This is a genomic window from Streptomyces sp. NBC_00873 (assembly GCF_045207415.1).
In the GTDB taxonomy this organism is placed as follows: Bacteria; Actinomycetota; Actinomycetes; order Streptomycetales; family Streptomycetaceae; genus Streptomyces.
Genome location: NZ_CP108803.1, coordinates 9,183,120 through 9,204,100, shown reverse-complemented (window position 1 = coordinate 9,204,100; position 20,981 = coordinate 9,183,120). Strand labels below are relative to the sequence as shown.

Annotated in this window: 21 protein-coding genes and 5 pseudogenes; 8 read left to right on the top strand and 18 right to left on the bottom strand. The window is 67.5% G+C overall.

Features of this window, described 5'->3' with window-relative positions; genetic code table 11:
• Positions 1-40 precede the first annotated feature (40 nt).
• The 6 genes and pseudogenes from OH809_RS42795 to OH809_RS42770 all read right to left on the bottom strand — a co-directional run.
• A pseudogene (locus tag OH809_RS42795) lies at positions 41-226 on the bottom strand (transposase); the annotation flags it as partial.
• A gap of 222 nt (positions 227-448) precedes the next feature.
• On the bottom strand, positions 449-1,552 hold the full coding sequence (locus tag OH809_RS42790) for a DUF475 domain-containing protein (protein ID WP_406415431.1): 1,104 nt from the start codon (positions 1,550-1,552) through the stop codon (positions 449-451).
• Positions 1,553-1,630: 78 nt separating this feature from the next.
• Entirely contained in the window at positions 1,631-2,026 is a 396-nt protein-coding gene (locus OH809_RS42785) for a universal stress protein (protein WP_406415433.1), read from the bottom strand.
• Between the two features lie 11 nt (positions 2,027-2,037).
• Positions 2,038-3,537: a tripartite tricarboxylate transporter permease gene (locus tag OH809_RS42780; protein ID WP_406415435.1), complete on the bottom strand. Its 1,500-nt coding sequence runs from the start codon at positions 3,535-3,537 to the stop codon at positions 2,038-2,040.
• Positions 3,537-4,070: a tripartite tricarboxylate transporter TctB family protein gene (locus OH809_RS42775; protein WP_406415437.1), complete on the bottom strand. Its 534-nt coding sequence runs from the start codon at positions 4,068-4,070 to the stop codon at positions 3,537-3,539. The genes OH809_RS42780 and OH809_RS42775 overlap by 1 nt, the downstream gene beginning before the upstream one ends.
• A complete protein-coding gene (locus tag OH809_RS42770) occupies positions 4,067-5,068 on the bottom strand; it encodes a Bug family tripartite tricarboxylate transporter substrate binding protein (protein WP_406415438.1) in 1,002 nt (333 codons plus the stop codon). The genes OH809_RS42775 and OH809_RS42770 overlap by 4 nt, the downstream gene beginning before the upstream one ends.
• Before the next feature lie 97 nt (positions 5,069-5,165).
• Between OH809_RS42770 and OH809_RS42765 the strand changes: the two genes are divergently transcribed.
• Together OH809_RS42765 and OH809_RS42760 are read left to right on the top strand one after the other, a co-directional pair.
• Complete coding sequence (locus OH809_RS42765) at positions 5,166-6,812, top strand: ATP-binding protein (RefSeq protein ID WP_406424646.1); 1,647 nt, start codon at positions 5,166-5,168, stop codon at positions 6,810-6,812.
• Positions 6,809-7,483, top strand: coding sequence for a response regulator (locus tag OH809_RS42760; protein ID WP_406514808.1), 675 nt, complete (start codon positions 6,809-6,811; stop codon positions 7,481-7,483). The genes OH809_RS42765 and OH809_RS42760 overlap by 4 nt, the downstream gene beginning before the upstream one ends.
• Before the next feature lie 93 nt (positions 7,484-7,576).
• Here OH809_RS42760 and OH809_RS42755 read toward each other — a convergent pair.
• Positions 7,577-7,777 (bottom strand): annotated as a pseudogene (locus OH809_RS42755) (IS630 family transposase); the annotation flags it as partial.
• 75 nt (positions 7,778-7,852) lie between these two features.
• Between OH809_RS42755 and OH809_RS42750 the strand changes: the two are divergent.
• Positions 7,853-9,220 carry an IS30 family transposase gene (locus OH809_RS42750; protein ID WP_406416556.1) on the top strand — a complete coding sequence of 456 codons (1,368 nt, stop codon included), beginning with the start codon at positions 7,853-7,855 and terminating at the stop codon, positions 9,218-9,220.
• 155 nt (positions 9,221-9,375) lie between these two features.
• Here OH809_RS42750 and OH809_RS42745 read toward each other — a convergent pair whose 3' ends face one another.
• Genes OH809_RS42745 through OH809_RS42735 form a run of 3 tightly spaced genes read right to left on the bottom strand, consistent with a single transcriptional unit; the run spans position 9,376 to position 10,574 of the window.
• Entirely contained in the window at positions 9,376-9,888 is a 513-nt protein-coding gene (locus OH809_RS42745; protein WP_406415442.1) for a hypothetical protein, read from the bottom strand.
• 51 nt (positions 9,889-9,939) lie between these two features.
• Entirely contained in the window at positions 9,940-10,308 is a 369-nt protein-coding gene (locus OH809_RS42740; RefSeq protein WP_406424648.1) for a hypothetical protein, read from the bottom strand.
• An 8-nt stretch (positions 10,309-10,316) separates the two neighbouring features.
• Positions 10,317-10,574 carry a hypothetical protein gene (locus OH809_RS42735; protein WP_030936061.1) on the bottom strand — a complete coding sequence of 86 codons (258 nt, stop codon included), beginning with the start codon at positions 10,572-10,574 and terminating at the stop codon, positions 10,317-10,319.
• Between the two features lie 60 nt (positions 10,575-10,634).
• Here OH809_RS42735 and OH809_RS42730 point away from each other — a divergent pair, with 60 nt between their 5' ends.
• On the top strand, positions 10,635-10,916 hold the full coding sequence (locus tag OH809_RS42730; protein WP_406514809.1) for a hypothetical protein: 282 nt from the start codon (positions 10,635-10,637) through the stop codon (positions 10,914-10,916).
• A 419-nt stretch (positions 10,917-11,335) separates the two neighbouring features.
• Here OH809_RS42730 and OH809_RS42725 read toward each other — a convergent pair whose 3' ends face one another.
• The 6 genes and pseudogenes from OH809_RS42725 to tap form a co-directional block, all read right to left on the bottom strand.
• Entirely contained in the window at positions 11,336-12,013 is a 678-nt protein-coding gene (locus OH809_RS42725) for a hypothetical protein (protein ID WP_406415446.1), read from the bottom strand.
• 153 nt (positions 12,014-12,166) lie between these two features.
• Positions 12,167-13,381, bottom strand: coding sequence for an RNA-guided endonuclease InsQ/TnpB family protein (locus OH809_RS42720; RefSeq protein ID WP_406415448.1), 1,215 nt, complete (start codon positions 13,379-13,381; stop codon positions 12,167-12,169).
• A 142-nt stretch (positions 13,382-13,523) separates the two neighbouring features.
• Positions 13,524-13,793: pseudogene (locus OH809_RS42715) on the bottom strand (hypothetical protein); the annotation flags it as partial.
• Between the two features lie 371 nt (positions 13,794-14,164).
• Positions 14,165-14,863, bottom strand: a complete 699-nt coding sequence (locus tag OH809_RS42710; protein WP_406415450.1) for an aspartate/glutamate racemase family protein — start codon at positions 14,861-14,863, stop codon at positions 14,165-14,167.
• Between the two features lie 129 nt (positions 14,864-14,992).
• Complete coding sequence (gene tpg / locus OH809_RS42705) at positions 14,993-15,547, bottom strand: telomere-protecting terminal protein Tpg (RefSeq protein ID WP_406415452.1); 555 nt, start codon at positions 15,545-15,547, stop codon at positions 14,993-14,995.
• Positions 15,548-15,556: 9 nt separating this feature from the next.
• On the bottom strand, positions 15,557-17,725 hold the full coding sequence (gene tap / locus OH809_RS42700) for a telomere-associated protein Tap (protein WP_406415454.1): 2,169 nt from the start codon (positions 17,723-17,725) through the stop codon (positions 15,557-15,559).
• A gap of 397 nt (positions 17,726-18,122) precedes the next feature.
• Between tap and OH809_RS42695 the strand changes: the two genes are divergently transcribed.
• From OH809_RS42695 to OH809_RS42685, 3 genes and pseudogenes are all read left to right on the top strand, one after another.
• Positions 18,123-18,578: a hypothetical protein gene (locus OH809_RS42695; protein WP_406415456.1), complete on the top strand. Its 456-nt coding sequence runs from the start codon at positions 18,123-18,125 to the stop codon at positions 18,576-18,578.
• Positions 18,579-18,843: 265 nt separating this feature from the next.
• A pseudogene (locus OH809_RS42690) lies at positions 18,844-19,050 on the top strand (IS5/IS1182 family transposase); the annotation flags it as partial.
• Between the two features lie 88 nt (positions 19,051-19,138).
• Positions 19,139-19,471 carry a transposase family protein gene (locus tag OH809_RS42685; RefSeq protein WP_406424650.1) on the top strand — a complete coding sequence of 111 codons (333 nt, stop codon included), beginning with the start codon at positions 19,139-19,141 and terminating at the stop codon, positions 19,469-19,471.
• Between the two features lie 47 nt (positions 19,472-19,518).
• Here OH809_RS42685 and OH809_RS42680 read toward each other — a convergent pair whose 3' ends face one another.
• Positions 19,519-19,887 carry a VOC family protein gene (locus tag OH809_RS42680; protein ID WP_405482418.1) on the bottom strand — a complete coding sequence of 123 codons (369 nt, stop codon included), beginning with the start codon at positions 19,885-19,887 and terminating at the stop codon, positions 19,519-19,521.
• A 481-nt stretch (positions 19,888-20,368) separates the two neighbouring features.
• Between OH809_RS42680 and OH809_RS42675 the strand changes: the two are divergent.
• A pseudogene (locus OH809_RS42675) lies at positions 20,369-20,446 on the top strand (XRE family transcriptional regulator); the annotation flags it as partial.
• Positions 20,447-20,485: 39 nt separating this feature from the next.
• Here the strand turns inward: OH809_RS42675 and OH809_RS42670 are convergent.
• Positions 20,486-20,617 carry a hypothetical protein gene (locus OH809_RS42670; RefSeq protein WP_406415458.1) on the bottom strand — a complete coding sequence of 44 codons (132 nt, stop codon included), beginning with the start codon at positions 20,615-20,617 and terminating at the stop codon, positions 20,486-20,488.
• Between the last annotated feature and the right edge of the window lie 364 nt (positions 20,618-20,981).

Sequence of the window (20,981 nt, the reverse complement as noted above, 5' to 3'; positions counted from 1 at the left end):
CCAGCTCCAGGCCGCCCGATCCCCGCCGCGCCGAGCACTGCTTTGCTCGGGTGCCGTTGCGGCTGTTGCCGCTGTTCTTCCCGGCCGCCTCATGCTTGTCGCAGCCGAGGTGATCAGTGATCTCGCCCTCCAGGGCGGATTCCAGCACCCGCTTCGTCAGCTGCTGCAGCAGCCCGCCCTCCCCAGTCAGCTGCAGGCCCTCCGACCGGGCCCGGTCTATCAGCATCGAGATCAGCTGGTCATCCGGCACCCCTCCGGGAACCGCCGGACCAGTGGCCTCGATCGAATCCAACTCCACACCCTGCACAGTCGCTTGGCGTCTCTTCCTTGATCAGCAGATCCGCCGTTAGTTTTTTTACACTCCCCGTTAGCTGGGCCTGGCCGGTCCGGCCGTGGTCGACGCCCATCAATCCCCGCCGGGTCACACGCCGGTGAGAGCTTCCTGTGGCTACCACTCCTCTGCGGCGAGCGCCTTGTTGCGCCGGACGGAGGACCAGAAGGACCAGCCGATCAGCACGACGCCGACGAGACCGGTGATGATCTCGTTGATCTGGTACTGGATGGTGATGAGAAGGATGACGGACAGCGCGCCGATGGCGTAGTGCGCGCCGTGCTCCAGGTAGACGTAGTCGTCCAGGGTGCCCTGGCGGACCAGGTAGACGGTGAGCGACCGGACGTACATGGCGCCGATGCCGAGGCCGAGGGCCATCAGCACGATCTGGTTGGTGATGGCGAAGGCGCCGATGACACCGTCGAACGAGAAGGACGCGTCGAGGACTTCGAGGTAGAGGAACATGAAGAACGCGGCCTTGCCGGAGAGCGCCACCGCCGACATCTTCTTGCCGGTCTTCCTGGCTTCCTCCTCGGCCTCGTTCTCGCGCTCCTCCTCTTCCTCGAGCCTGTTCTCGAAGTAGCCGGAGAGACCGCCGACGATGAGGTACGTGATCAGACCCGCGACGCCCGCGAGCAGGACGGTCTCCGCCTTGTCCGCGTGCGCGCCGCCGTGCTGGTGCGCCTGGGTCGCGAAGGTCATGGCCGAGACCAGCAGCACGATGAGCGCGATGCAGACCGACAGCATGTCGACCTTGCCGAGCTTGGCGAGCGGGCGCTCGATCCAGCGCAGCCACTGGATGTCACGGTCCTCGAAAATGAAGTCGAGGAAGATCATCAGAAGGAACATGCCACCGAAGGCGGCGATCGCCGGGTGGGCGTCCGTGACCAGTTGCTGGTAGCGGTCGGGCTGGCTGAACGAGAGATCGACCGCCTCGATGGGCCCGATCTTGGCGGTGATGGCCACGATCACGACGGGGAAGACCAGCCGCATACCGAAGACCGCGATGAGTACACCGACCGTGAGGAAGATCTTCTGCCAGAAGGCATTCATCTTCTTCAGGATTCCGGCGTTGACCACCGCATTGTCGAAGGACAGCGAGATCTCGAGGACGGAAAGAATCGCGACCACACCGAACGCTTCCCACCCCCCGTAGAGCACCGCTGCGACCAGGCCGAGCGCGGTAATCGCGAACGACCATCCGAAGGTTTTCAGAACCACTGGTACCCAATCGTGTAGACAGGGTCGCTGACGAACTCGTGCATGGTTGGCCAGGACGCACCCCGAGGCGACGGAATGTCAGGAATCTGCTTTCACCGCGAGGACCGGACACGGCGAATCCAGGAGGATCCGCTGCGCCGAGGATCCCAGGAGGAGCTTGCCGACCGCGCTGCGGTGCCTCAGCCCGATCACCACCAGGGAGACCTCGGACGACCCCGCCAGCTCGACGATCTCCTCGGCGGCATCGCGCCCGCCGACCACCTGGCGTATGTCGAAGTCGACACCCAGCTTGGTCAGGTCCCGTCGGACATGGTCGAGGTCTTTCTGCTGTGCGAAACCGCGGTCGACGTACGCGTCGCCTCGCGAGGCATTCATCACCAGCAGGGTCTCGCCCCGGGTGAGGGCCTCGTCGACTCCCGCGCGCAGGGCCGACTCTCCTTCCGGCGAGGGCACATATCCAACCAGTACCGTCATGACTGCCCCTTTCAGGCTCGTTGCTCAACGAGCGGATGCACGATGTACCGGCGGACCAGCGGCCAGGCCAGTACGAGCACGATCACCGCGTAGATCACATAGGACACCGGTCCGCCCAGCAGACCGGACAGTTCGCCGCCCGACAGCTGAAGCGACCGCCGGCCCTGCAGTTCCGCGCGGGGGCCGAGGATGACGCCGACAATGAGCGGCAGCACCGGCAGCCCGAATCTCCGCATCCCGAAACCGATCAGCCCCAGCGTCAGGAGGAGGAACAGGTCCAAGGGCTGGGCGTTGACCGCGTAGGCACCCATCGACGCGAAGAACACAATTCCCGCGTACAGATAGGGGCGCGGTATCCGCAGCAGCCTGGCCCAGGCCGGCGCAAGCGGCAGATTCAGCAGGAGCAGCAGCAGATTGCCGATGAACAGGCTGGCAATCAGCGCCCAGACAAGCCCCGACTCGCGCTCGAACAGCAGAGGGCCGGGCTGGATGCCGTACGACTGGAATGCCGCGAGCATCACCGCGGCGGTCGCGTTCGTCGGCAGCCCGATGGCGAGCATAGGCACCAGGGTGCCTGCCGCGGACGCGTTGTTCGCTGCCTCCGGGCCGGCAACTCCCTCGATCGCCCCCTTGCCGAACTGCTCGGGGTGCTTGGTCAGCTTTTTCTCTGTGGCGTACGACAGGAACGTCGGGATCTCCGCGCCACCGGCCGGCATGGCCCCGAAGGGAAAGCCGAAGGCGGTGCCGCGCAGCCATGGCTTCCAGGACCGTTTCCAGTCCTCCCGGCCCATCCACGGCACGCCGACGGGGATCACCCCTGCGGGCCTACGCCGCAGATGCGCCGCCACCCAGAGGGCCTCGCCGACGGCGAAGATGCCGACGGCGACCACCACCACATCAATGCCGTCGGCGAGCTGGGGGATGCCGAAGGTGAGCCGCTGCTGCCCGGAGACCGAGTCGATTCCGACAATGCCGATCACTAGGCCGACGAGCAGCGAGGCGAATCCGCGGATGCGTGACGAGCCGAGTACTGCGGTGACCGCGATGAAGGACAGCAGCATGATCGCGAAGTAGTCCGGTGCACCGAGGCCGACCGCGAAATCCACCACGAGCGGGGCGACGAGCACCAGCAGCAGAGTACCGATCGTTCCGGCGACGAAGGATCCGATCGCCGCGGTGGCGAGCGCCTGCGCCGCCCGGCCGGCCTTGGCCATCTTGTTGCCCTCGATGGCCGTGACGACCGAGGACGATTCACCGGGCGTATTCAGCAGGATCGAGGTGGTCGAACCGCCGTACATGCCGCCGTAGAAGATGCCGGCGAACATGATGAATGCCTGGGTCGGCTCCATTCCGTACGTCACTGGCAGTAGCAGGGCCACGGTCATGGCCGGGCCGATGCCGGGCAGGACCCCGACCGCCGTGCCGATCGTGACGCCGATCAACGCCAGCAGAAGGTTCATCGGGGTGACGACGTGCGCGAACCCCTCGAGCAGATGATTCAGGTTGTCCATTACAGGATTCCTTGCAGCACGCCGGCCGGGAGATTGACGCCGAGCCCGATCGCGAAGGCGTAGAAGGTGATCAGCGACAGCGCCACCGCGATCGCCAGGTTGCGCAGGTAGTGCCGGTTGCCCAGGGCGAAGGCTGTTCCCCAGAACAGGAGGGCTCCGCTGATCACCCAGCCGAGGGCTTCGATCAACACCGCGTTGACGACGAACGCGCCGATCAACAGCAGCACGGTGCGCCAGTCGATCGGATTCGTCAGGTCGACGTCCTCGCCGGCCTCCGGTTCAGCGCGGCCGCCCCGCGCGACGTCGACGGTGTACACCAGGGCGATCAGAAGGAGCAGTACGCCGAGGAGCACCGGCACTGTGCGCGGCCCGATCGGGTCGGTGCTGCTCGTCGCGTGCGCGATCCCGGTGGCGTCGACGATCACCAGCACGCCCAACAGGGCGAGGAACGCGCACACACCGTACTGTGCGCGGTCCCCGCCCGGGGACGGGCGGGAGCCCGAGTCGGTGCGCTCAGTGACGTCCAGGCTCATGCCAGGCCGAGCTCTGTGAGGATGTCGGCGACGGCCTTGTCCTGTTCCGTCAGGTAGGTGGCGAACTCGTCGCCTGTCGTGAACGCGTCGGTCCAGCCGTGCTTGGTCAGCTCGGCCTTCCACTCCTTGGAGTCGTGCATCGCGGTCAGCGAGTCGATCCAGACCTTCTTGTCGGCGTCTCTGATGCCGGGCGGGGCGACGATTCCGCGCCAATTGGTGAAGACCAGGTCGATGCCCGAAGACTTCAGCGTCGGGGCATCCTTGAGGGCGTCGACCGGCTTCTCGCTGGTCACCGCGAGCACCCGCACCTGACCCGCCTCGATCTGGTCGAGGAACTCACCGAAACCGCTGGCACCGAAGGCGATCTTGTTGCCGAGGATTGCCGGGAGCAGCTCACCACCGCCGTCGTAGCCGATGTAGTTGACCTTCTTCGGGTCGATGCCGACCGTCTTGGCGAGCTGCATCGGAAGCAGGTGGTCCGGTCCGCCGAGCGACGAGCCGCCCCCGACTGCGATGCTCTTGGGGTTCTTCTTCCAGGCGGTGACGAGATCGTCGATCGTCTTGTACGGAGAGTTCTTGGGCACGACGATCGCGCCCGCCTCCTCCATCAGCTTTGCGATCGGTGTGGTCTGGGAGAGCGTCGCCTTCGACTTCGAGGCGTACGAAGCACCGACGACTCCTAGTCCCATCTGCATGGTGAGCTTGCCGTTGCCCTTTTCGTTCACGGTGCGCTGCAGGCCGACCGTGCCGCCGGCGCCCGGAAGATTGAACACCTGAATTCCGGACGCGATCTTGGTGTCCTCCATCACCTTGGCCGCCGTCCGCGCCGTGGTGTCGTACCCGCCGCCCGGGGTGTTGGGGACCATGATCCGCAGGCCGGTGACGGGCTCGTCGCTCTTGCCCGTCCCCTCCTTCTCCGCGGTGGCGCCGCAGGCGCCTACCGCGAGCATGGACATGGCGGCCAAGGCACTGACGACAGCAGCTCTGCGAGTTCTCATGGCTTGTCTCTTTCACTTCCGGCAGTCGGACGCCATGATTGTGCGACTCGGCAGACACCACGTCTGTGTTGTGTCAGCATTGAAGATTGAGTTAATTGTGGTCGTAACTTTTCGCCGCCATACCCTCGCGGGCGAGCTGTTGGTACTCCAGCTCGCCATCGTCGTGGTGGTGCTGCTGGCGGTCGCCGCCGTCTCGCTGGCCCAGTCGGAAGCGACCTTCAACCGGGTCGAAGGACGCCGGGTCACCGCGCTGGCCGAGCAGCTGGCCGGCAACCCTTTGGTGTCCAGTCAGCTCGGCCGGCCGGCACCGGGTGAGACGCTCGCTCCGCTCGTCCAGACCACGCTGACCCAGTCGGGCGTCACCTCCGTGACGGTCGCCGACAGCAGCGGCAGGATTGTCAGCTCCACGAATCCCACGATGATCGGTACAAGGTTGCCGCTCGGCCCCGGCGTCGCCGAGGCTCGCGGCTGGTCAGGGGATCTGGTCCTGGACGGTACCCATGAGCTGGTGGCCCAGGTGCCGGTGATCAAAGCGGCTCAACCCAACCTCGGCCGACATCTCGGCACGGTGATGATCGGTGAGGCGTCACCGACGATCTGGCAGCGACTGAGTGGCGCGTCATCGTATCTGCTCGCCTACCTTGGCATTGCGAGCGGGCTCGGCCTGATCGGATCGTGGCTGCTGGCCCGGCGTACCAAACGCCAGACCCTCGGGTTGGAGCCACGCGAGATCGCGGGGCTCGCCGAGCACCGTGAGGCAATGCTGTACGGGATCGCGGAAGGCGTGATCGCCCTCGACCCGCAGTTGCGGCTCACACTGGTGAACGAGGTCGGCAGGCGGTTGCTCGATCTGCCCGAGCACTGTGTGGGGATGAGCCTGGCCGACCTCCGGATTGAGGGCCGACTGCACGACGTACTCGCCGGATCCCCCAGTGACACGGCCGAGCGTCGCGACGAAGTCGTCATACGCCGGAGTCGGGTTCTGGTGATGAACCGGATGACCGTCACCAAGGACGGCCGCCAGCTCGGCTCGGTCACGACCTTGCGGGACCGTACCGAACTGGCGCAGCTGGAACGCGAGATCGGATCGTTCCGCAGCTCCGCCGAGCTGCTGCGCGCGCAGGCCCACGAGTTCGCCAATCAGCTGCACACGATTTCCGGGCTGATCCAGATCGGTAAGCACGACGAGGTGGTGCAGTACGTCCGCGCGCTGAGCCGACACCGACAGTCGCTGGACACGACCCTGACCAGACGGGTTCGCGACATGGCCGTCGGCGCTCTGCTGATGGCGAAGTCCTCGCTCGCGGCCGAACGGAAGGTCGTGCTGCGCGTCTCGGAGCATACGGCGCTCGACCGGCTGGCGCCGGAGGACTCGGTGGACGTGGCGACGGTGATCGGCAACCTCGTCGACAACGCCGTCGACGCCGCGGCGGCGGGCGACGACGGCCACGATGCCTGGGTGGAGGTCGAATTGCGGCAGGACGCATCCAGCGTGGAGATCGTGGTGCGCGACTCAGGCCCCGGCGTGGCGCCCGAGCTCGCCCAGGAAGTCTTCTTGCACGGCTTCACCACGAAGGCTGCCCAAGAGGGGGATCGCGGCATCGGGCTGGCGCTCACCCGGCTCGTCTGCGAGCGCCGCGGCGGCGAGGTCGCGGTGACCAACACGCCCGACGGCGCCATGTTCACCGCGAGGATGTCCGTCGGCAACCTGGCCGGCGCGGTACCGGAAGGAGCCTCCCGATGATCGACGTACTGGTCGTCGACGACGACTTCATGGTGGCAAGTGTCCACCAGACCTTCGTCGACCGCGTCGAGCCCTTCCGGGTCGTCGGCACGGCGAACACCGGCGAGCAGGCGATCACGGCCGTCGGCGAGCTGCGCCCCGACCTGGTCCTGCTCGACCTCTATCTTCCGGACATGTTCGGCCTGGACGTCATTCCACGCCTGCGGACCGCCGGGCACGACTGTGACGTCATGGTGATCAGCGCCTCGCGCGAGGCCGACGCGGTCCGCCGCTCCGTCCGCCAGGGCGTGGTCAACTACCTGCTGAAGCCGTTCGACTTCGAAGACCTGCGTCCCCGCCTCGTACGGTACGCCGCCCAGCGCAATAGCCTGCTCACCACAGTCGTCAGAGGTCAGGCCGACGTGGACCGGGTACTGACCGGGGCCAGCTTGCCGGCGCCGAGTGTCGCGCTGCCGAAGGGCATGAGCGTGGAGACCGCGGAGCTGATCGAACGCACACTGTGCGGTACCGACGGAACGCTGTCCGCCGCCGAGTGCGCGGCCCGGAGCGGCATCTCCCGGGTCAGCGCCCGCCGTTACCTCGAATACTTCCACGACACCGGCCGCGCCGAGGTGTCCCTGCGGTACGGAGCCGCCGGCAGACCCGAGCGCCGCTACGGTTGGCGTGCATGAGTTCGCTCTTGCCGGTCCGGCCGCAATGGAGCCAGTCCCCCACTCACACAGCAGCGAAGGCATGGGGAGCAGTGATAGCAACGCGACGTGAGCCTAGTGTTCTGCGCCGGGAATTCGATCAAGATATGTCGCGAGGCGTTGGAGGATCTCGTCGGCGTCCTTGGTCCAAATGAACGGCTTCGGGTTGTCGTTCCACTGGGCGATCCAGGCGCGGATGTCGCGCTCCAGGGCCTGGAGGTTCCTGTGTACTCCGCCGCGTATCCGCTTGTCCGTCAGCAGGCCGAACCAGCGCTCGTCGGGTAGTACCGCTGCATTGCTGCAGGGTGGATTCAACCGGTCGTCGCAACACCTCGATCATGGAGGTGTCCGATGGGGCGACCGGCAGGGTGGACGACGGCGGTGACGGGGCGCCCGGCGATGCGGTCTCCGGGCAGGCCGCCGGTCCGCCGGGATGTGGAGCGTGCCTTCTGGAAGAAGATCGCTGATGGGCTGACCAGCGAGGACGCGGCGATCGCGTGCGGTGTGTCGGGGCCGGTCGGCTCACGATGGTTCCGGGAACGTGGCGGTATGCCGTCGATCGAGCTGGGCCCGGTGTCGGGCAGGTATCTCTCCTTTGCAGAGCGCGAGGAGATCGCTGTGCTGAAGGCTCAGAACACCGGGGTCCGGGAGATCGCCCGTCGGCTGGGCAGGCACCCGTCCACTGTTTCGCGGGAACTGCGGCGCAATGCGGCCACCCGCAGCGGACAACTCGCCTACCGGGCGTCGATCGCGCAGTGGAAGGCCGAGCTGGCCGCGCGGCGGCCGAAGCCGTCCAAACTTGCCTGCAGCGAGCGGCTGCACGAGTACGTCCAGGACCGCCTGGCCGGAGAGATCCGCCGCCCGGACGGCATGCCGGCGCCGGGACCTGCGGCACCGCCGTGGAAGGGACGGAACAAGCCGAGGCGCCAGGACCGCCGTTGGGGCAACTCGTGGAGTCCGCAGCAGATCTCCCACCGGCTGAAGGTCGACTTCCCTGATGATGATTCCATGCGCATCTCTCACGAGGCGATCTACCAGGCCCTCTATATCCAGGGCCGGGGAGCACTCAAGCGCGAGCTGGTCGCCTGCCTGCGCACCGGCCGTGCGCTGCGGGTGCCCCGGGCTCGCACCGCCGGCCGGGGGAAGAAGTTCGTCACCGAGGACGTGCTGATCAGTCAGCGGCCGGCCGAGGCGGAGGACCGGGCGGTCCCCGGCCACTGGGAGGGCGACCTCATCATCGGCCTCAACAGCTCCGCGATCGGCACCCTGGTCGAACGCACCAGCAGGTTCACGATGCTGCTGCACCTACCGCCCATGCCCGGCCACGACGGCACACGGGCCAAGAACGGCCCCGCACTGGCCGGCCACGGAGCCGCAGCCGTACGTGACGCCCTGACGGAAGCGATCACCCGCCTACCCGCCCAACTACGCAAGTCCCTTACCTGGGACCAGGGTTCGGAAATGGCGCAGCACGCCGAACTCCGCATCGACACCGGCCTGGAGATCTACTTCGCCGACCCGCACAGCCCCTGGCAGCGCGGCACGAATGAGAACACCAACGGGCTGCTACGGCAGTACTTCCCGAAGGGCACCGACCTCAGCAGACACACCCGCGAGGATCTCGCTGCCGTCGCAGCTGCCCTCAACGGCCGCCCCCGCAAAACCTTGGGCTGGAGGACACCCTCCGAGACTCTCAACAGTCATCTACTATCAACATAAAACGGAAGTGTTGCGACGACTCCTTGAACCCGGGCAGTGGTCCCCCCTCAGAGTGAAGTAGGCCGCCGACGAGATGCCCGTGGCGCGGGTCCTTTTCCGACGGCCCCTTCCCGAACCGGACGGGCCCGATTTCCAGGCATCCGGCTCTCCAGTGATCACTTCCGTAGTACTGCGGTGGGACGCCCCGCGTGGATGCCTTCATGACAGCGACGGCAGATCACCAGGGTCTTGCGCCGTCGCATCGCCATCAGACGGACCCATGCGGGTTTCTCCCGGCGTCCGGGCCGGTTGAGATCAGCGAGCTTGCGGACATGGTGAACCTCAAGGTTCGTCCGCGCCTCGCACATCTCGCAGCATTCGGCGAGGAGCCTATGGATCAGCTCGTTGCGTTTCATGCTGGCCATGACCGGCCGGATGTCAGTGAGAACGGCCGTGCGCTGCCGTTTGAGCGGTATCCCGCCGAAGCGGGCGACCAGTGGCTTCTTCCCTTCATCGCGGGGGACAGTGACCTGGATGCAACGGCGCAGCTCCTCCTCCGCGACGCCCTGCCCCAGGAAGTAGGAGGACCAGAAGCCGGGCATGCCGAGGAAAGGCGTCCCGTCGGCAAAAGGAGCGGTGTCGTCGGGCGCTGCGAGGAGGCGCTCGTATCCACGCACCTGAATGCTCATGCGGTCTCCAGCTCGGAAGCAGAGGGGCGCCGTTCAGACGGCGGGGCTGGATCAGGCGTTGAGGTCCAGTACACGGACCGGCTCGCCCTGCCACCGCTTCGGGGTGGTGGTGGCGATGATCGCTCCGTCGGGGCGGTCGGGTGTGGGCTGCGCTGCGTACTGGCTGTGGGCCGCAGCCCATGTTTCCTGCCGGGCGAGGGCCAGGGCCGCAGCCAGATCCAGGTCCAGGACGGTGATACCCGGCAGTGCGGCAAGGTGCTCGGCTGTGCCGGGCCGTGCGCGGTCGGCTTCGACGAGCGCACACGCCGGGGCGTACAGGAACCAGCCGGATTCGGCGTGGGCCCGGTGGATGAGACGGGACGCGAGGACGTTGCCCTGACCCGCTGCGGCCATCGCCGTTTCGTCCAGGACGATATGCATGGCGTCGGTCACCGGCTCGTCACCTGGGCCAGGCGCCGGTCCAGCTCACTGTCCAGGTCGTCCTGCTCGGCCGGGGTGGGGGCGTAGCCGTTCCACTCCTTCAGTGCAGCAAGGGCCTTCTCGGCACGCTCGGCACGCTCGGCCGGGGTGAGCATGGTCTCGGCCAGACGAGCCAGATAGGCGCGCAGCGACAGCCCCTCAGCAGCTGCGATCGCGGCGAGCCGGTCCTTGGCCTCTTCGGGGATACGGACATTGGCATCGGACATTGTCGTGCTCCTTCCCATTCCTCCAGGGTACGGGTACGTACCCGTACCCGTCACGCTGGTGTGGGTGACCACTACCTGCCGAACGGTGAAGGTGCGGCAGGCACCGCCCAGCCTGTGCCGACGATGAAGCAACGGCTGACGAAACGCTGCTCGTCGGTCCGCATCATCGGAGACCTGCTGACCTGCGGACTCACCGTCGAGGACCTGCGCAGCTGCGCCGACCGCCTCCATTTACTCGTCCAGGACCCGCCGCCGCTGTGTGGCTCTGTCGAGCCCGGCGTCTCCACCTCCAGGGTTGTCGGCCGCAGGCTCGCCGCCCTCGACGCCGGGAGCAACGGCTGACCCGACTGCGTGAGAGCCTCGCGCAGCGCGCCTCGGGAAAGAGAGACGGACGCTTCAGCCTCTCGCCACCCGAGTAGAGCCGCTGGCAAAGGCACCACCGCCGCTTGGTGACAACAAGGCTGCCTGTGTGACCACTATCGTGCGTCGGCTCAACCGGCCTGTGCCGAGGCTCGGTACTTGTCACTGGCAAAGCCGGATGACGTGGCGAATGGGACCGGTCGAAGCAGCCTGGTTGGCACCAGTGAGGCACGCGGCTTGTCACAAATGCTCATTCGGCAGCCCTTCTGTCACCAGTAACGGGTCTGTCAAACGAACGGGGAGTGTTTGAATCCCCAACCGCCGCGCGGCCGGCCGAACCCGGGCCCCGCCCAGAACTGTTGCGGTGTGTGCGGCCTCGCGAAAGAGGACTCAGCGACAGCTCACTGGATCAGGTCGGTGTGCGGATGCTCCGGAGACGCCGGGCAGACATAGAGCTGCAGATTGTCAGTGCTGCCGACTTCGACCGCGGTCGGCTGCGCGGGGTCCTGGCCGGCGACATGACCGGCGGAAAACGCGGCGGCTTGATCCTCGTACGGCGCCCAGCCGCGCGTACCGCCGTCCCATTCGAAGGAGGCGATGGTCAGCAGCGGGACCATCTGAGCGTCGCAGACAGCGCAGAATCGGGGATACGGGTCGGTGCGGCCCCACGGGGGCCAGCCGCCGACCTTCCAGCCGGGAGCGTCAGCCAGCTCACAGTCATAGAACTCCGCCGGATAGTCCGCGTACGAGCTGTCCACGCCGACGTCAGCTGCCTGCCATCTGCTCCAGTCCCCCAGCAGCTGCCGCACCTCCGCGCTCAAATCGAGGCTGTTGGGGTACTCGGTGATCTGTTCCGGTGCCAGCAGACACGGCTCCGGCACATAGCCTTCCCAGTCCGCCTCATACGGTTCCGGCGGCACGGCGAGGACATCGCCGACCCCCGCGGCAGACCGCCAGAACAGTGCGGTCGAAGGCTTGGCATGCGGCTCGTGGTCGTAAGGGCACCACAGCACCTGGAGCAAGTCCGCCTGTCCGGGCGGCCGCAACAAGGGCACGTCGCGCACATACAGCTGGGCCACAGGCAACATAGGGACCGGGCACTCCGCGGGCCACGGAGGGCCGGCCTCAAGTCGCTCCATGAACATCGCGTCGCTGCGCTCCTTGATCGCCGCCTCCTCAGGCGTGTACCCAGGACCGTGACTCCTCCCCGCCCTGAAGAGCGGGGCTTCTCGCTATGCCGGTTGGGCTTCGCGACGGGCCAGCCCGGCCCGTAGGACGTTGAGAGCCCCGGCTGTGTCGGCGTGTGCGCTGTGGCCGCATGCGACGCAGTGGAACTTCTCCTGTGTGGGCCGGTTTTCCTTCGCGGTGTGCCCGCATTCGGGGCACGTACGGGAGGTGTTGCGGGGGTCCACGGCGACCACTTCCCGCCCGGCGCTTTCAGCCTTTGCGTGCAGGATCGTCAGGAACACCCCCCAACCGGCATCGTTGATCGAGCGGTTCAGCCCGGCCTTCGCGGCGGCACCGTTGGGCAGGAAGGTGCCCGGCTGGTCGGGGTCCGGCTTGGAGGCGGGGGTCCTGCTCATGTTGCGGATCTTGAGATCTTCGTGCGCGATGACGTCGTGCGCGCGGACCAGGCCGAGGGCGGTCTTGTGCGCGTGGTCCAAGCGCTGACGGCGCACCTTGCCATGCAGTTTGGCGACCTGCTCCACGGCCCGCCGGTGGTTGGCGGTGCGGTCCTTCGCCTTGCGGCGCGGGAACCGGGACAGCGCCTGCTGGGCGGCTTCGAGCCTCGCGGCGGCGCGGCGTCCGTGCCTGGGGTTCTCCACGAACCCGCCGCCCGAGTCGGCGAGGAAGTTGGCGATGCCCAGGTCGATGCCGGCCACGCTGCCCGTCGGCGGCAGTGGCTCGGGCCGCTCCTGCTCAGCGGTCAGTACGACGAACCATTTGTGGCCCTCGCGCTTGACGCTGACCGTCTTGACCTTGCCCACTACGGGCCGGTGCTGGTTGACCTTGACATGTCCGACACCCTGCAAGCGCACGCGGGTGACAGGGTCGTGCGGGGTGGAATCCCAGCGGCAGCCGTCCCCGTCCTTCGGGAACTCCACCGTGTCGAACCAGTTCACCCCACGAAAACGCGGGTATCCAGGCGTCTCCCCAGCCTTGATCCGCCGGAAGAACGCCGCAAACGCCTTGTCCAACCGGCGCAAGGTCGCCTGCTGCGAGGAGAACGACCAACGCCCCTGACGCTCCGGGTCGAACGCCCGAATATCCTTCAACTGCGCCGACTGCATCCCGTACTTGATGCTCGTCTTCGATACATGACGGTAGGCATCACGCCGTTCCTGCAGTGCGCCGTTGTAGAGCGAGCAGTGATCTCGCAGCATCTCACCGAGCGCCTGGCCCTGCCGGACGGTGGGCCGCATGAGGAACTTGTACGCACGAATCACGCAGCCACCCCCCTTCGGTCAGTCCGATCAACATAGCTGGCGCCACTGACAACGCAGAGCACTCGGCGCTCCGCGCCTCCGGTCCAAGGATCGCATTCCCGCCCGGCCTGAAGGCCGGGATTCCCTGCGAAGATCAGGGATGGGGATCACGGTGCAGCCGAGCTCGCACGTGCCTCTTGAGCCGCACTTCTGCCGGTGACTGGCACACCCCACTGCCCGGGTGCGAACTTTCGCAGTCCGGCCATGGCTCCTCAGCCGGCCACAGCAACGGCCCCCCGACCGAGCTCTCCCACACCGAAGGCGACCCGGCACGAGGGTGCAGCCGAATTGCAGCACGCGCCAACGGAGCCAGCTCAGGAAAGACCGCAGTAACGTCGACAGGCCGCGGCGGAGTAGTACGTACGAAGACCATGCCGGCGATCCTGCCACCAGCCACCGACAGTCCCTGGCCGCCTCAACCGGCGTCAGCGCTCAGCTGGCCGAGTGAAACGCTCGCTGACTCAGTCACAGTGACAACAAGCCTGCCTATGTGGCAACTATCGTGCTTCGGCTCAATATTGTGCCGAAGCACGTTGGTTGTCACCACTACCACTATCCGACCTGGGGCTTCCCGTCCCGCGAAGCGGCCCAGTTGTCACCAGTGAGGCAGACTACTTGTCACCAGTGTTGAGTTTGCGGGTTTGTTGTCACCGTTCAGCGTCCTCTGGAGAGTGTGGACGAGGCCGAGAGGGCGAGTTTTCGAACAGACCGGCCCGACCAGGCGTAGCCACCATGCGGCCTGGGTTACCGTCCGGGCGCGAGTGCCGTGGTAACAGCGGCCTCGGCGTGCAGCCGGGTGGTGGCGAAGACAGGAACAGGGCTGTGCTCCGGGCCGATGAGGAGCTCAATCTCGGTGCAGCCGAGGATGATGCCTTGCGCGCCGGAAGCCACGAGCCTGCTGATCACCTCACCGTAGGCCGCTCGGGACTCCTCCCGGATGATGCCGAGGCATAGCTCTTCGTAGATCACCCGATGGACGACAGCCCGGTCGTCCGCGTCGGGAACCAGGACCTCCAGGCCATGCCCGGCCACGCGGTCGCGGTAGAAGTCCTGCTCCATGGTGAACGCGGTGCCCAATAGCCCCACTCGGCGCAGACCCACAGTCCGCACCGCAGCCGCCGTCGCGTCGGCCAGATGCAGCAGCGGAATGTTGACTGCCGCCACCACATGGTCGGCGACCTTGTGCATGGTGTTGGTGCAAATCAGCAGCAGGTCCGCACCAGCGGCCTGCAGGGATCGGGCGGCGTCAGCGAGTACTTCGCCAGCCTCATCCCAGTGCCCGGCCACCTGCAGCCGCTCGATCTCGGCGAAGTCGACCGAGTACAGCACGCACTTGGCCGAGTGGAGACCGCCCAACCGCTCCCGAACCCGCTCGTTGAGGAGCCGGTAGTACTCGGCCGTCGACTCCCAGCTCATGCCGCCAATCAACCCGATGGTCTTCATCGCCCCACTCTCGCACGCCCTTCGCTTGTCGCGGGGCTGAGGGCCGGGGTGACAGCAGCGCTGCCTTTGTGACAACTATCGTGCTTCGGCTCACGGCCGCGGTCGGCGGAGGCGGCGATGCCTGGCTGGTCAGAATTCGAGTTCGACATAGTCGATGTCGGTGAACTCCACCAGGAGTCCGTCGGCGCGGCGGCCGCGGTCTTTGAAGTACTGCTCCTGAAGTCCTTCGGCGATCACGGCCCGGAGTTGTTGTTCGGAGGCTCCGGCGGTCTGTGCGTCGAAGAGGCGGGCCGCGTACTGGGGCGGGAGGTGCTGGGTGATCAGCCGGATGCGTCCGTCGTCCGTGGTGCCCGGTGCGGCGGTGAATCCGAACCGCGCCCTGGTTTCGACGACGATGCCGGTGGAGGTGGCGGCGTTCTTCTTCGCTTTCTCCTTCACCCTCGGCTGCCAGCGGTAGCGGACCTCACCGGTGAGCCGGGCCGCGAGGTCCGGGCGCGGTTTTTTGATCTGGTCCTTGACGTACCGTTCGACCGTGCGCTGTGTGATGCCCAGGAGGTCGGCAACGGCTCTGGTGCCTTTGAACTGCTTGACCAGGAACCGCATCTGCGCACCGGCCGATTTCGGGATGGGGCGGGTGGCTGTGCTCGCTGCGGCCCTGTCGAGACTGTCTCCGAGGATGCCCATCAGGTGGTCCTACTCCCCGCTGTCTTCGGTGTCGCCCTTGATGTGCCGGGCCGGGTTGTGTCCTTCGTCGAGCATCTGTACGGCCCAGAGCAGGTCCTGGGTGCCCTCGTGCTTGACCATCCCTGGCGAGACACCGAGCCGGAACGTGCCCGGGGCCGGCTTCCCGTCCGCGGTGCGCGGCAGTACGTCCAACGGGCTCGGCCCGTCGGACAGGTAGACGGCGCAGTCGGAGAGCAGCGCGATCGGGATCAGTGCGTCCTCGCCGAAGGTCAGGTTCCTGGCCGGGGGCGGGGCGGTCTGGGTGACTGCGGCTGTTTTGAGGATCTTGCGGTGCATGTTGACGCGGGCGGTGGAGATGACGGCGGCGCGGATGTCGGGGCGCCAGGTGGGGCGTTCCAGTGCGGGCCAGCGTTCGCCGAACTTGTAGCCGGTGCCCTGGGGGCGCTCGCGGAGCTTGCCGATGCCGCCCTTGACCGTCGACTTGATGGCCGAGAGCACGGCCGCCATGCCGGGGTCGGAGTGCTTGTGGTGTTCCATCGCGGTCAGAAACTGGGCCTCGGACAGATTTGGGGTGACGCCGAGGTCGGCCATCGTCTGCTTGTACGCCTCGCTGAGGTGCTTGTACCAGGGGTCCAGGTACGGGCCGGACTCGGTACGGATCCATGCCTCAACCGGGCGCAGGGTGAGCGGCAGGTGGTAGGTGTCGATGAGTTCCTGGGCGTAGGCCACGGTCGGTGTCGCGTACCAGGCCGGGCCGTCGGGCTGCACGCCGTGGGGCGTGAACGGGTTCGGCATCCTCGGGTCCACCTCGATGCCGGACAGGTCGACCAGCCAGCTGCCGGGTGTCTTCTTGTCGAAGGCCGGGGCCTTGACATGGACGGGTGCGCCCAGGCCCACGATCAGGCGGTTCGCGGCAGCGAGGAACGCGGTGTTCACGTCGATGCCGACCGCGAACGCCCTGGTGCACTCGGCATCGGTGAGCAGTTGCGGGTCACGGGTCCACTCGTAGGCTTCTTCGTCCAGGACTTCGGCCGGGGTGCGCTGGTGGGTGCGCGGAAAGAGGGCGGCGACGACCGGGTGTTCGTCCGGGGCCTCGACCGGCGCCGGGTCGACGGGCTCGGTGAGGGAGCCGGGCATGGGTCCGGAGACCCAGGTGCCGTTCTCGTCTTTCACGGCCCGGGTCGGTGGGCGCAGCGCGGTCATCGTTTCCAGGCCGGAGACGGCGGTGGAGCCGCGGGGGGTGATGACCCGGGTTGCGTAGGTGCCGAGTACGTCGGCGATGTCGGCCGGGTCCAGGTGGTCGGTGGTCCCCCAGGAGCGGGAGTCGAGTGCGCCCCAGGGCAGGACGGCGAACTGGACGCACTGGCGTCGCCCGCCTTGTGCGGGTCGGTAGACGCGGGCCCAGGGGCCGAAGCCGCGGCGGGTGAGTTTCCATTTCGCTTTGGTGATCTGCTGCACGACCTTGTGGTCGTCCGGCAGGCGCAGGCGTCGCCGGTCTTCGAGCCGTTCGGGCAGTCCGAGACGTTCGGCGGCGGTGGCGGTCAGGACGATCAGGGGGTCGAAGTCCTTGCCGGACGAGTGCAGGCGCGGGGCGCCGAGCTGCGCCTGGGAAAGGACCCATTCGACCAGTGCGGGAAGGGACTTGGCAGGGCAGTCCAGGACCAGGCCGCCGACGCAGTACAGCAAGCCGTCGCCGTCCAGGACACCGAGCGGCCCGTGCGCGAACTGCGGGTCAGCAGCCACGGCAGAAGAACGGGGCGCCGTCTCCTTCACGGCGGGACGTCGTACTGCCGGGGGTACGGCCGGGGGTGCTGATCGCACTGAAGTCGCCGGGGCGCTGGACGATGCCAGGGCCGGAGCCGGCGCAGGTTCGCAGGTGGCCTCGGGCGGGCCGGGCACCTGCGGCACCGATGCTGTGGGTGGTGGCTCCGGGGTTTTGGCGGGGTAGAGCTCGGCCAGCTGGGCCAGCAGGCGTGCGTACGCCTCACGCTGGGGCGGCCGCGGCTCCGTCTTCCCGTTCTCCCACGACACCACCGTCGCGCGCCGGACCTTCAGTGCGTTGGCCACCTGCTCCTGTGTCAGCCCGTGGGCCTTGCGCAGCCGTTCTCGTTCCGTGGGCGGGGGCAGCGGGGACGCGGATTCGATCAGGGCGTCGACTGCGTCAAACAACTCGGACATGGCCCCTCCTCTCCTTCAGTATAACAAATAACTGCACATTCTACGTACTTTTCGCGTTCAATATACGTACACCTTCTATAGACGCCTGCCTGACGCACGGAACGAGGGAAGGGAAAGCGAAGCGCCACCACGTCCCGGCTGCCAAGCCGGGACGTGGAAGCGCGCAGCGCTCGGTCCGGACCGCAGCGAAGCGCCCGGCACGCAGCAAGGCGGGCGGGGAAGCGCGTCGAAAATGAAGCTGCGCCATCTTGAAGTGGCTGGTCAGGGTGCTGGTGTGATGTCGTTTCGGGGTGCTCGTGCTGGTCGTGGGCGGCAGTCTGGGGTGTAGATCGTCTGGCGGGAGTGGGTTTGTGGATTCCCGTCCGTCGTCGCGGGTGCCGCTCCTACGCTCCGGCCCATGATGGATCCCGAGGTGTTGGAGCGGATCGCCGCGCGGCGTGCGGAGCTGGACGGACTCGAAGAGCAGCTGGTCAAGCAGCTGTCGGAGGTACGAGCTGAGCGCGATGAGCTGGCCGTGGCCGAGCGGGTGTGGCAGCGGATGAGCGAGCAGCTCGCCGACGAGCGCACGGAGGCCGGGTCGCCGGTGGTCCAGGTGGCAGGTCGGGCGGTACGGCTGGTCCCGGACCGTGGGCCGGGGGTGGCTGAGTCCGCACTGCCAGCGGAGTACCAGCGCATCCTGACCGCGGTGCGGCAGGCCGCCGGCCCGGTCGCCACCCGGCAGATCGGCGAGGTGCTGGGCTTGGACACTGGGGTACGGGGCAAGCTGGAGCCGTTGCGCGGGAAGCTCACGAAGCTGGCCGACCGCGGCTGGCTGCACAAACGACCCGACGGGAAGTTCACCACCCGCCCGTGACCGGTCCGCACGGCGATCGGGGCGTAACCAAGGTACCCCCGGCGGCTGTTGGAATTGTGTGACGAAAACCGAAGAGCACGCCGGAGACACCGTGTCCCTGGTCTACCAGTGCCGCCTGCCGCTGTCCACGCACACCCTGCACTACCTCACCGACCTGCTGCGACGCCATCTCAAAGCGATACGGTCGAGGTGGCGGGCGCTGCCGCCCGGGAGGATCGCGGTGATTGTCTTGGCTGTGCTGCGGCACGATCAGCGCCTGGCCGACATGGCCGGCGGCAACGACATCTCCGCCACCACCATCCGGCGCTGGCGCGACGAGCTGATCCACCTGCTGGCCGCGAAGGCCCCTCGCCTGGACCGCGCCCTGAAGAAGATCGCCCGGCGGGGCGGCGAGGTCGTCCTGATCGACGGCACCCTCATCCCCACCCAGCGCCGTACCGGAGAGGCGAACCGCCCGAATTACTCCGGCAAGCATCGCCGCCACGGCCTGCACGTCCTCGCGCTGACCGACGAGCGGGGCCGTCTGGTGTGGATACGCCCGGCCCGGCCGCACCCACGACATCACCGCCGCCCGCCGCGACCGCATCCTGGCCCACCTGCGTGCTGCCGGCCTCGGCGCCCTGGCCGACCTGGGCTTCCTCGGCCTGGACGACGACGGGGACGATCCCGTGGTCGTCACCGGCTTCAAGGCCACCCGCGCCCGCAGGCTCTCATCCGCCGAGAAGGAGGCCAACCGGGTCCTGGCCGCCGGACGCGTCCCCGTCGAACGCGGCTTTGCCCACCTGAAGAACTGGCGGATCCTCACCAAGCTCCGTACTGACCCCGCCCGCGCCACCCACCTGTTTCGCGCGCTGCTCGTCCTGACGAACATCGAGGCCACTACCGACAATTGATCTCTACCGCAGGTAGCCCACGATCAGCACATGCCCCCGGAACAGCGTCACCGGGCCGGGATCGGCTGAGTGAGGTTCACCGGATTGCCGTCGGGGTCCTGGATGTGGGCGACCCGCTGTCCCCACGGCATGTCGTTGGGGCCGCCGCGGACCGAGCCGCCCAGCGCCTCCACCCGGCCGAGCGTCTCGTCGACGTCGTCGACACCGATGCTGAGCAGGATCCGCGACGCCGCCCCAGTCCCCGGGTTCGCCTTGGCCACCAGCCCGAGGTCGGTGTCGCCGATGCGCAAGCCGAGGTAGAAGGCCGGGCCTTCCGCCGGTACCCGGAAGATCTCCTCAGCGCCGAACAATTTCGTATAGAAGCCGAGCAGAACGTCCTGGTCGGCAGTCACGATCACTGGCTGGATGGTGGACATGGCACTCCTGTCGAGAACGGTCGTGTCGCTGGGTAGACCGTTCGAGGACGGTGAATTCATCGGCAAAACCACCCCGCCGGACGATCTACAACACAGACTGCCGCCCACGACCAGCACGAGCACCCCGAAACGAGGTCACGCCACCCCGCTGACCAGCCACTTCAAGATGGCGGACCTTCAATGAACGAAACCAGGAAGGGCGCCGACCTCTGCGCCGAGGTGTGGGACACAGCCGGTCGACTGCGCCCCCCGAAGGCCTAGCTGGTTGCGCGGGCTGGCCGTCCTGGACTTCACCATGGCGCGGACAGCGTCGACCGCGGGCGCCGCCGCATCGACCGCGACGCGCACTGGCCCCTCCTCAGCACCACGAAACGGCTTCGCCCCATCGCGTACCGCGCCCGCCACGGTCGGCCGGCGGGCAGCGGGCAAGCAAGAGCCTCGCCGACGGGGGGACGGCCTGCTCAGCACCGAGGAGAAGGCCGAGCTCGCCCAGCTACGGCGCGAGGTGCGGGAACTACGCCGGGCGAACGAGGTCCTGCGGACGGCCTCGGCTTTTTTCGCCGCACAGCTCGACCCGACCCGACCCAGGTGACCGCGCTCATCGACGAGCACCCGCAGCGGGGTCGCCCAGGACGTCCAGCGGGTCGGCGAAGGTCGCGAGCCACCTGTCGAAGCGGGCGAAGCACCGCATCCTCTCCTGGCTCACCGTCGACCAGCGCAGGGTCGCCACCACGGTCCTGAATGCCGGATTGCGCTACGAGGGCCGGGAGCCCTGCGGCTACGGAAAGGAACTCGGGTTCCGCAGCGGACCGACCTGGATCGTGATCGTCGCTGACACCACCTCCGGCTCGCCAGGCCCCCTTACCGAGGGCCTCCGCCCTCCCTGGGAGAAGCCCGCCACCCCCGGCAGGCTCCCCCGGCCCGGGTCCGTCGGGGGCTCCGGAACATCCGTGCTCACCTTGCTTGCCCAACCCGTGTTCCAAACCGACCGGCACAGGCCCCGGGTGGTCGCCCGGCTCCAAGAACAAGCGCCGGGTGTCGGCGTACACCCAAACGTGGTCAGGCAGGTACACGGCTACGTACCCAGCCTCGGC

Excerpts from the sequence above, each read along its gene's own strand:
- tpg (WP_406415452.1), bottom strand. The coding sequence starts at position 15,547 with ATGGGCATCCTCGGAGACAGTCTCGACAGGGCCGCAGCGAGCACAGCC.
- OH809_RS42745 (WP_406415442.1), bottom strand. The coding sequence starts at position 9,888 with ATGAGCATTCAGGTGCGTGGATACGAGCGCCTCCTCGCAGCGCCCGAC.
- tap (WP_406415454.1), bottom strand. The coding sequence starts at position 17,725 with ATGTCCGAGTTGTTTGACGCAGTCGACGCCCTGATCGAATCCGCGTCC.
- OH809_RS42735 (WP_030936061.1), bottom strand. The coding sequence starts at position 10,574 with ATGTCCGATGCCAATGTCCGTATCCCCGAAGAGGCCAAGGACCGGCTC.
- OH809_RS42680 (WP_405482418.1), bottom strand. The coding sequence starts at position 19,887 with ATGTCCACCATCCAGCCAGTGATCGTGACTGCCGACCAGGACGTTCTG.
- OH809_RS42750 (WP_406416556.1), top strand. The coding sequence starts at position 7,853 with ATGGGGCGACCGGCAGGGTGGACGACGGCGGTGACGGGGCGCCCGGCG.
- OH809_RS42785 (WP_406415433.1), bottom strand. The coding sequence starts at position 2,026 with ATGACGGTACTGGTTGGATATGTGCCCTCGCCGGAAGGAGAGTCGGCC.
- OH809_RS42760 (WP_406514808.1), top strand. The coding sequence starts at position 6,809 with ATGATCGACGTACTGGTCGTCGACGACGACTTCATGGTGGCAAGTGTC.
- OH809_RS42780 (WP_406415435.1), bottom strand. The coding sequence starts at position 3,537 with ATGGACAACCTGAATCATCTGCTCGAGGGGTTCGCGCACGTCGTCACC.
- OH809_RS42710 (WP_406415450.1), bottom strand. The coding sequence starts at position 14,863 with ATGAAGACCATCGGGTTGATTGGCGGCATGAGCTGGGAGTCGACGGCC.
- OH809_RS42770 (WP_406415438.1), bottom strand. The coding sequence starts at position 5,068 with ATGAGAACTCGCAGAGCTGCTGTCGTCAGTGCCTTGGCCGCCATGTCC.
- OH809_RS42695 (WP_406415456.1), top strand. The coding sequence starts at position 18,123 with ATGATGGATCCCGAGGTGTTGGAGCGGATCGCCGCGCGGCGTGCGGAG.
- OH809_RS42775 (WP_406415437.1), bottom strand. The coding sequence starts at position 4,070 with ATGAGCCTGGACGTCACTGAGCGCACCGACTCGGGCTCCCGCCCGTCC.
- OH809_RS42740 (WP_406424648.1), bottom strand. The coding sequence starts at position 10,308 with ATGCATATCGTCCTGGACGAAACGGCGATGGCCGCAGCGGGTCAGGGC.